This is a genomic window from Streptomyces sp. sk2.1, from assembly GCF_008120935.1.
In the GTDB taxonomy this organism is placed as follows: domain Bacteria; phylum Actinomycetota; class Actinomycetes; order Streptomycetales; family Streptomycetaceae; genus Streptomyces.
This window is the reverse complement of sequence record NZ_RDBO01000023.1, coordinates 1-8,308: the sequence shown is the minus strand read 5'-3', so window position 1 is coordinate 8,308 and position 8,308 is coordinate 1. Positions and strand designations below refer to the sequence as shown.

At 72.0% G+C, this 8,308-nt stretch carries 5 protein-coding genes and 1 pseudogene; 3 read left to right on the top strand and 3 right to left on the bottom strand.

The features are described 5' to 3' along the window. Positions 1–151: 151 nt before the first annotated feature. Positions 152–349 (bottom strand): hypothetical protein, encoded by a 198-nt coding sequence (locus EAO76_RS44470; protein WP_187438563.1) that lies wholly within the window; start codon positions 347–349, stop codon positions 152–154. A gap of 259 nt (positions 350–608) precedes the next feature. Here EAO76_RS44470 and EAO76_RS11440 point away from each other — a divergent pair, with 259 nt between their 5' ends. Together EAO76_RS11440 and ptsP are read left to right on the top strand one after the other, a co-directional pair. After that, positions 609–1,058, top strand: coding sequence for a PTS glucose transporter subunit IIA (locus tag EAO76_RS11440; protein ID WP_148835829.1), 450 nt, complete (start codon positions 609–611; stop codon positions 1,056–1,058). Positions 1,059–1,134: 76 nt separating this feature from the next. Continuing rightward, positions 1,135–2,805: a phosphoenolpyruvate--protein phosphotransferase gene (gene ptsP / locus EAO76_RS11435; RefSeq protein ID WP_148835828.1), complete on the top strand. Its 1,671-nt coding sequence runs from the start codon at positions 1,135–1,137 to the stop codon at positions 2,803–2,805. A gap of 72 nt (positions 2,806–2,877) precedes the next feature. On the opposite strand, the gene EAO76_RS11430 is transcribed toward ptsP, so the two are convergent. Both EAO76_RS11430 and EAO76_RS11425 read right to left on the bottom strand, forming a co-directional pair. Further along, complete coding sequence (locus tag EAO76_RS11430; protein WP_148835827.1) at positions 2,878–3,852, bottom strand: hypothetical protein; 975 nt, start codon at positions 3,850–3,852, stop codon at positions 2,878–2,880. Between the two features lie 69 nt (positions 3,853–3,921). Beyond that, positions 3,922–5,898 carry an acetoacetate--CoA ligase gene (locus EAO76_RS11425; RefSeq protein WP_148835826.1) on the bottom strand — a complete coding sequence of 659 codons (1,977 nt, stop codon included), beginning with the start codon at positions 5,896–5,898 and terminating at the stop codon, positions 3,922–3,924. A gap of 221 nt (positions 5,899–6,119) precedes the next feature. Between EAO76_RS11425 and EAO76_RS11420 the strand changes: the two are divergent. Continuing rightward, positions 6,120–8,308 (top strand): annotated as a pseudogene (locus tag EAO76_RS11420) (TIM-barrel domain-containing protein); the annotation flags it as partial.

Here is an 8,308-nt window from a genome sequence, read left to right as displayed (position 1 = left end):
TCAACATATCTGGCGTTGACTTTTGGCACGCTGTTGAGTTCTCAAGGAACGGACGCTTCCTTTGTACTCACCCTCTCGGGCTTTCCTCCGGGCTTTTCCCTCCGGTCTTGCGTTTCCGACTCTATCAGATCCTTTCGGACCCGATTCCCGGTCAGCGGGATTCGCCTTCCAGGTCCTCCGCTTCCGCGTTTTCCCTTTCCGGCGGTTCCGACTCTACCAGAACCTTTTCCCGTTCCGTTTCCGGACCGGATTCCGAATTCTCGGTGACCGTCGAAGTGGTCTTTTGCCTTTCGGCGGATTCAGACTCTACCAGCTCTTTTTCCTCTCCTTGACCAACCTCTGCAGGCATGCAGGTGCCGAGTCGGAGTTAGAGTCAGGGCTTAAAAGTCGCCGCCGACCCACGACTCAAAGCCGTGCTGTGGTCAGGCAGGAGTACGACAGTACAGGCCGCCGGGAGTCGAGGCAAATCCTTTCCGGTGCACCCCTAAGGCCGCGAACCGCCATGACTCGGGCAGAACCGGCACTTCTTATGACTTACGCTGCTGAACAGCACGCCGTCGCCCACAGCTGCGCCGGCGCAGATCGAGCTCCACCCCTGGGAGGCCCCTATGACCACTGTGACGTCCCCTCTTGCCGGACGTGCCATCGGGCTCGCCGCGGTGCCCGACCCCGTCTTCTCCGGCGCGATGGTGGGTCCCGGCACCGCCATCGACCCCGCGCGCGAGCCGTCCGAGGCGGTGTCGCCGGTCGACGGCGTGATCGTCTCCCTGCACCCGCACGCGTTCGTCGTCGTGGACGAGCACGGGCACGGGGTGCTCACGCACCTGGGCATCGACACCGTTCAGCTCAACGGCGAGGGCTTCGAGCTGCTCGTGAACAAGGGGGACACCGTCGCGCGGGGTCAGGGCATCGTGCGCTGGGACCCCGCGGGCGTCGAGGCGGCCGGCAAGTCGCCCGTGTGTCCGGTCGTGGCGCTGGAGGCCACCACCGACTCCCTCTCCGACGTCCGTGAGGACGGCGACGTGAAGACCGGCGACACCTTGTTCGGTTGGCAGTGACGGAATCGGCACGATGACGGCCGACTGGATATCCACCGCGGCAGCACGGGCCGCCGCACAACCGGAGACGGGTGAAATGGAGACAACGCTGCGAGGCGTCGGTGTGAGCCACGGGGTGGCGATCGGCGAGGTGCGTCACATGGGCACGGCGGTGCTGGAACCGCCGGCCAAGCAAATCCCCGCCGAGGAGGCCGAGCGCGAACAGGGGCGCGCCCGGCAGGCCGTGGAAGCGGTGGCGGCCGATCTGATGGCGCGCGGCAACCTGGCCGGCGGCGAGGCCCAGCACGTGCTGGAGGCCCAGGCCATGATGGCCCAGGACCCGGAGCTGATGGCCGATGTCGAGCGGCGCATCGCCGTCGGCAGCACCGCCGAGCGCGGCGTCTACGACGCCTTCGCCTCCTACCGGGCACTGCTCGCCAACGCCGGGGAGTACCTGGCGGGGCGCGTCGCCGACCTCGACGACGTGCGCAACCGGATCGTGGCCCGTCTGCTCGGTGTGCCGATGCCCGGAGTGCCGGACAGCGACGAGCCCTATGTCCTCATCGCGCGGGACCTGGCACCCGCCGACACGGCGCTGCTCGACCCGGCCCTGGTCCTCGGCTTCGTGACCGAGGAGGGCGGGCCGACCAGTCACAGCGCGATTCTGGCGCGGGCGCTCGGAGTGCCCGCCGTGGTGGCGCTGCCCGGTGCCGGTGAGCTGGCCGAGGGCACGGTCATCGCCGTGGACGGCAGCACGGGCGAGATCTTCGTCGACCCGAGCGTCGAGAAGCGTGCCGAGATGGAGCGGGCCGCCGCCGCGCGCAAGGCCGCGCTGTCGGCCMCCACCGGGCCCGGTGCGACCTCCGACGGCCACAAGGTCCCACTGCTCGCCAATGTCGGCGGGCCCGGCGACGTACCGGCGGCGGTCGAGGCCGGGGCGGAGGGCGTGGGGCTGTTCCGTACGGAGTTCCTGTTCCTGGACGACAGCGAGCAGGCGCCCTCCGAGGAGAAGCAGGTCGCCGCGTACCGGGCCGTGTTGGAGGCCTTCCCCGAGGGGCGGGTCGTCGTGCGGGTGCTGGACGCCGGTGCCGACAAGCCGCTGGACTTCCTGACGCCGGCCGACGAGCCGAACCCGGCGCTGGGCGTGCGCGGACTGCGGAGTCTGCTGGACCACCCGGAAGTACTGCGTACGCAGCTGACCGCGCTGTCGAAGGCGGCCGAGGGGCTGCCCGTCTACCTCGAGGTCATGGCGCCCATGGTGGCGGACCGCGCGGACGCGAAGTCCTTCGCCGACGCCTGCCGCGAGGCCGGGCTGCGGGCGAAGTTCGGCGCGATGGTGGAGATTCCGTCCGCCGCGCTGCGGGCGCGCTCGATCCTGCAGGAGGTGGAGTTCCTCTCGCTGGGCACCAACGACCTGGCGCAGTACACCTTCGCCGCGGACCGGCAGGTGGGCGCGGTGTCCCGGCTGCAGGACCCGTGGCAGCCCGCGCTGCTCGACCTGGTGGCGCTCTCTGCGGAGGCCGCCAAGGCCGAGGGCAAGAGCTGTGGTGTCTGTGGTGAGGCCGCCTCCGATCCGCTGCTCGCCTGTGTCCTGACCGGGCTGGGTGTGACGTCGCTGTCGATGGGCGCCGCGTCCATCCCCTATGTCCGCGCCACGCTGGCGAAGTACACGCTCGCGCAGTGCGAGCGCGCCGCTTCCGCCGCGCGGGCGGCGGACTCCGCCGAAGAGGCGCGGGTGGCGGCCCAGGCGGTGCTGTCGGGCGAGTAGCCGCCGCTGCGGTGCCGTGTCGTGGAGGGGCTCCCCGCCGAGGGCGGGGAGCCCCTCCGGCTGTCGGTCCGGTCAGTGGTGCGGCTTCGGCTCGTCCGCGCCGAGGTCGAAGCCCGCGCAGTACTCCACGTGCGGTTCCGGGGCGACCGGTTCACCGGTTTCGGCGTCGGTGCAGTAGGCGTCGAAGACCTGGCCGGCGCTGAGCGGCAGCAGGCTGCCGCGCGACAGGCGCCAGCCGTGGACACGGTCCCGGGCGCCGGGCCGACTCGTACGGAGTACGACTCCGCCGGGTTTTTCGAGGGCGACGCCGACGGCGAGCACCGTGACGAACTCGGCACCCTCGTCCGATTCGAGCCGGGCGGGGCCCGCGGCGTCGTCGCGCTCGGTGTGCAGGACGGCGAGCAGGTGCTCGTTGTCGGCGGGGACGCTGCAGACCAGGTGGTGGGTGCCCGGACCGGCCGCCTCCAGCATGCGGAGCAGCAGGTGGGAGGCCCGGTCGAAGGCCTCGCGGCCGACGTCCTGGCCGCAGTCGGCGCATTCGCCGAGGTTCGCCAGGAGCATCGTGGCGTACTCCCAGGTGGCCCGGCGGACGGCTCGGCCGACCAGGACCGGGATCAGGGAGTCGAGGGGTTGTCCGGTGTAGGGGACGGTGGCGCCGGCCGCCGCGATCTCGGCCGTGAAGCGGCTGCGGCTGGCCGGGGCGTCGGGGGCGAGTCCCGACTCGGCGCAGAACTCCGCGTACTCCTCGGGGTCGAAGAGCGCCACCGTGGCGTGCACGCCCTGGGCGGACAGGGACTTCAGCAGGTGTTCGACCTGCTGGAGGTAGACCGTGTGGTCGTCGAAGGCGAAGGTGCGGTAGCGCCGCATCGCCGCGAAGTCCTGCTCGTCGGCCAGGAGGCCGATGGTGCTGGGTGCTTCGCGGCGCAGCGTGCGTCGCATGGACGCGCTGGACCTGCGGTGTCCGGCCGTACGGATGTGCTTGCCGTTTCCGGTGTGCTTGCTGTTATTGGTGTGCTTGTTGTTGTCGGTGTTCCCGGTGTGTGCCATGACTGTCCCCCAGTGCGCCGTAGAACATTGCTCACTCAGAGTAATCACGGGCACTGACAATGCGGACGGTCAGTGACGCTTGCGGGCGAGTTCCTCGTAGAAGTGGAGGAGCTCGATGTTGTCGATCGAGCCGGGGTTGACCGCCTTGGCCAGGGCCGTTCCCTGCAGGAGGCGTTTGACCGGAACCTCGATGCGCTTGCCGGTGAGGGTGTGCGGGATGCCGGGGACCTCGATGACCTCGTCGGGGACGTGGCGCGGCGAGAGGTTCTCCCGGATGGTCCGCTTGATGCTGTCGCGCAGCGCGTCGTCGAGCCGCGCGCCCTCGGCGAGGTGGACGAAGAGCGGCATCCAGTACCCGCCGTCGGGTTCTTCGAGGCCGATGACGAGGGACTCGCGGATCTCGGGGAGCCGTTCGACGGCCTCGTAGATGTCCGCGGAGCCCATCCGTACGCCCTGGCGGTTGAGGGTGGAGTCGGAGCGGCCGTGGATGACGACCGAGCCGCGGTCGGTGATCGTGATCCAGTCCCCGTGGCGCCAGACGCCGGGGTACATGTCGAAGTAGCTGTCGTGGTAGCGGCTGCCGTCGGGGTCGTTCCAGAAGCGGATCGGCATGGAGGGCATGGGCGCGGTGACGACCAGTTCGCCGACCTCGCCGATGAGCGGTTCGCCCGCGGGGTCCCAGGACCTCAGGTCGGTGCCGAGGCAGGGGGCCTGGAGTTCACCGATGTGGACGGGGAGGGTGGGGACCGCGCCGGCGAAGCAGCTGCAGACGTCCGTGCCGCCGCTGACCGAGGCGATCCACAGGTCGTCGCCCACCTCGTCGTGCAGCCAGCGGAAGCCGTCGGGCGGGAGGGGGGAGCCGGTGGTGGCGACGCACTGGACGCGGGAGAGGTCGAAGTCGCGTCCCGGGTGGATGCCTTCCTTGCGGCAGGCCATGACGTAGGCGGCCGAGGTGCCGAAGAGGGTCGCCCCGGTCTGCTCGGCGACCCGCCACTGGGCGCTGACGTCCGGGTAGCCGGGGCTTCCGTCGTAGAGCACGACCGTGGTTCCGGTGAGCAGGCCGGAGACGAGGAAGTTCCACATCATCCAGCCGGTGGAGGTGTACCAGAAGAAGCGGTCGTCGGGGCCGAGGTCGCAGTGCAGGCCGAGCTGCTTGAAGTGTTCGAGCAGGATGCCGCCCTGGGACTGGACGATCGCCTTGGGGAGCCCGGTGGTGCCGGAGGAGTAGAGCACCCACAGCGGGTGGTCGAACGGCACCTGCTCGAAGACGGGCTCGGTGTCCGCGGCGGTGAGGGCGGACCAGTCGAGGGCGCCCTCGGGGGCCTCGGTGCCCAGCAGCGGGATGTGGACGACGGCGCGCAGGGTGGGCAGTTCGCGGCGCAGCTCGGCGACCGTGTCGGCGCGGTGGTGTTCCTTGCCCCCGTAGCGGTAGCCGTCGACGGTGAACAGGACGACGGGTTCGACCTGCTGGAAGCGGTCGAGGACGCTGCGGGCGCCGAAGTCGGGGGCGCAGGAGGTCCAGACGCCGCCGACGGCCGCGGTGGCGAGGAAGGCGACGACGGCCTCGGGGATGTTGGGGAGGTAGCCGCTGACGCGGTCGCCGGGGGTGACGCCGAGGGTGCGCAGTTCGGCGGCGAGCGAGCCGACCCGGCGGCGGAGTTCTGCCCAGGAGAGGGGGGCCTGGGTGTGGGTCTCGTCGACGTGGAGCAGGGCGGGGGTGTCCGCGCGCAGGGGGTCCTCGGCGGTGCGCAGCGCGTGTTCGGCGTAGTTGAGGGTGGCACCGGGGAACCACTGGGCGCCGGGCATGGCGCGGTCGCCGATGACGGTCTCGTACGGGGTGGAGAAGCGGATGTCGAACCACTCGGCGACGGCTTTCCAGAAGGTGTCGAGCTCGGCCACGGACCACTGGTGCAGAGCCGGGTAGCCGCCCTCGGCCGGTGCTCCGTGGTGCTCGGCCGCCCATCGCTGGAAGCGGGTGACGGCGGCGGCCTCGATCCGTTCGGGGCCCGGCTGCCAGAGGGGGGCTTCGTTGGCTGCTGCGGTCATGGGGCGGCTCCCTGGACTGTTACGCGTACGCGGGGTGGGCGTGGATGGCGCGCACACGTGCCGGGGTGTGCGCGCGGCGGCCCTCACGGACGATGCCACGTGATCGTCTTTCGCACCAGGGTTCCCCGTCGCGGCCGGGATGTGTACATGTCGCGCACCCCCGGGTGAACGGAAGTTGAACGGAGCCCGCGCCCGCCCCGCCGGGTGGCAGGGTGAGCCGCATGGATGGTCGTGACCTGGTGCGTTCGGTGAAATTGGTCGGTTCGGTGCGGGGGCTGCGCACGGTGCGCTCCTCCTGGCGGCGTCGCCGTGCGGACGCGCGGGCGTTGCCGGCCCGCGGTGCGGAGCGGGCGCGGGTGCCCGGGGCTGGGACGGGGCGGAACCCGCGCCCTCGTACGCGCTGGCCGGGGCGGTGCCCGAGGTGGACCCGCGGGCCGAGCTGGAGCCGGACAAGGACGGTGGCTGGCAGGTGGTCTCGGAGCGGCTGACCGTCGCGGTGTCGCGGCACGGGGCCGTGGAACTGCGTACTCCCGGCGGGGTGGTGCTCCGGCGCGAGTCGCCGCCGCGCTGGTGGGAGCCGGTGGCGGGTGGGCGTGCGGCGGGGGCGAGGTGGGTGCAGCGTTCCGTGGTCCCGGCGGACGCCCGGTTCTTCGGGCTGGGCGGCCGGGCGTCGGGGCCGCGGTTGCGGGACGGCGTGTACGGGCTGTGGAACACCGATCCGGGCGGGCGTTTCGGGCCGGATGACGATCCGCTGTACCTGACGATGCCGGTGCAGTTCGTGGTCTCCGACGCGGGGACGCATCTGGTGTTCCACGACAACACCTGGTCGGGGCGGGTGACGCTGCGCGAGGGCGAGGAGGGCGCGGGGTCGGGTCACGACCGTCCGGGGACGTGCGAGGTGCGGATGGACGGGGGGCCGTTGCGCTGCTGGGTGCTGGCGGGGACGCCGGCCCGGGTGCTGCAGGGCTGGACGGGGCTCACGGGTGCTCCGGCGCTGCCGCCGTCCTGGGCGCTGGGGCCGCAGCACGCCCGGTGGGGGTTCGGGAGCGAGCGGGAGGTGCGGCGGATCGTCGCCGGGTACCGGGAGCGGGGGCTGCCCCTGTCCGCGCTGCATCTGGACATCGACCACTACGACGCGCACCGGGTGTTCACCGTCGACCACCGGCGCTTCCCCGATCTGCCGGGGCTGGCGAAGGAGCTCCGGGAGGAGGGGGTGCGGCTGGTGTCGATCGTCGACCCGGCGGTGCGGGCGGAGCCGGGCGACGCGGTGTTCGACTCGGGGAGCGCGGTGGGCGGCGGGGCCTTCGTCCGGGACGCGCGGGGGCGGACGGTGCGCGGGGAGGTGTGGCCCGGCGAGTGCGTCTATCCGGACTTCACCGATCCGCGGGTGCGGGAGTGGTGGGGCGGTCTGTACGAGGAGCGGCTGGCTCAGGGGTTCTCGGGGGTGTGGCACGACATGAACGAGCCGGTGTCGTTCGCCGCCTTCGGGGATCCGACGCTGCCCCGGTCGGCGCGGCACTGTCTGGAGGGCCGCGGGGGTGATCACCGCGAGGCCCACAACGTGTACGGGCTGGCGATGGCGCGCGCCGGGTACGAGGGGCTGTGCCGGCTGCGGCCCGGGGAGCGGCCGTTCCTGTTCTCGCGTTCCGGCTGGGCGGGGATGCAGCGGTACGGGGGCACCTGGTCCGGTGACGTGGGGACCGGCTGGCCGGGGCTGCGGGCCTCGCTGGCTCTGGTGCTGGGTCTGGGGTTGTGCGGGGTGCCGTACTCGGGGCCCGATGTGGGCGGTTTCGACGGGTCGCCGTCGCCGGAGCTGTATCTGCGGTGGTTCCAGCTGGGTGCGTACCTGCCGTTGTTCCGTACCCATGCCGCGATCGACGCGGGCCGGCGCGAGCCGTGGGAGTTCGGTGCGCAGGTGCTCGGGCACGCGCGGGCGGTGCTGGAGGAGCGGGAGCGGCTGCGCCCGTACTTCGTGACGCTGGCGCACCTGGCCCAACTGACGGGTGCCCCGTACGTGCGGCCGCTGTGGTGGCGGGCTCCCGGGGACCGGGCGCTGCGGGAGTGCGAGGACGCGTTCCTGCTGGGTGACTGTCTGCTGGTGGCGCCGGTGCTGGAGCCGGGGGCGGACCGGCGGGCGGTGCGGTTGCCGCGGGGGCACTGGTACGACACGGCGACGGGCGAGGTGTACGAGGGTCCGGGGCAGGTGTTGCTCGACGCGCCGCTGTCCCGGGTGCCGGTGCTGGCGCGGGCGGGTTCGGTGCTGCCGGTGCGGGCCGCGGGCGGGGGTGTGGAGCTGGAGGCGTGGGCTCCGGTGGCGGGACGCGCCGGGGGTGGTCTGGTGGTCCGGGACGCGGGGGACGGCTGGGAGCGGGCGGAGGTCGAGCGGTACTCGTCGCGGTTGGTGGACGGG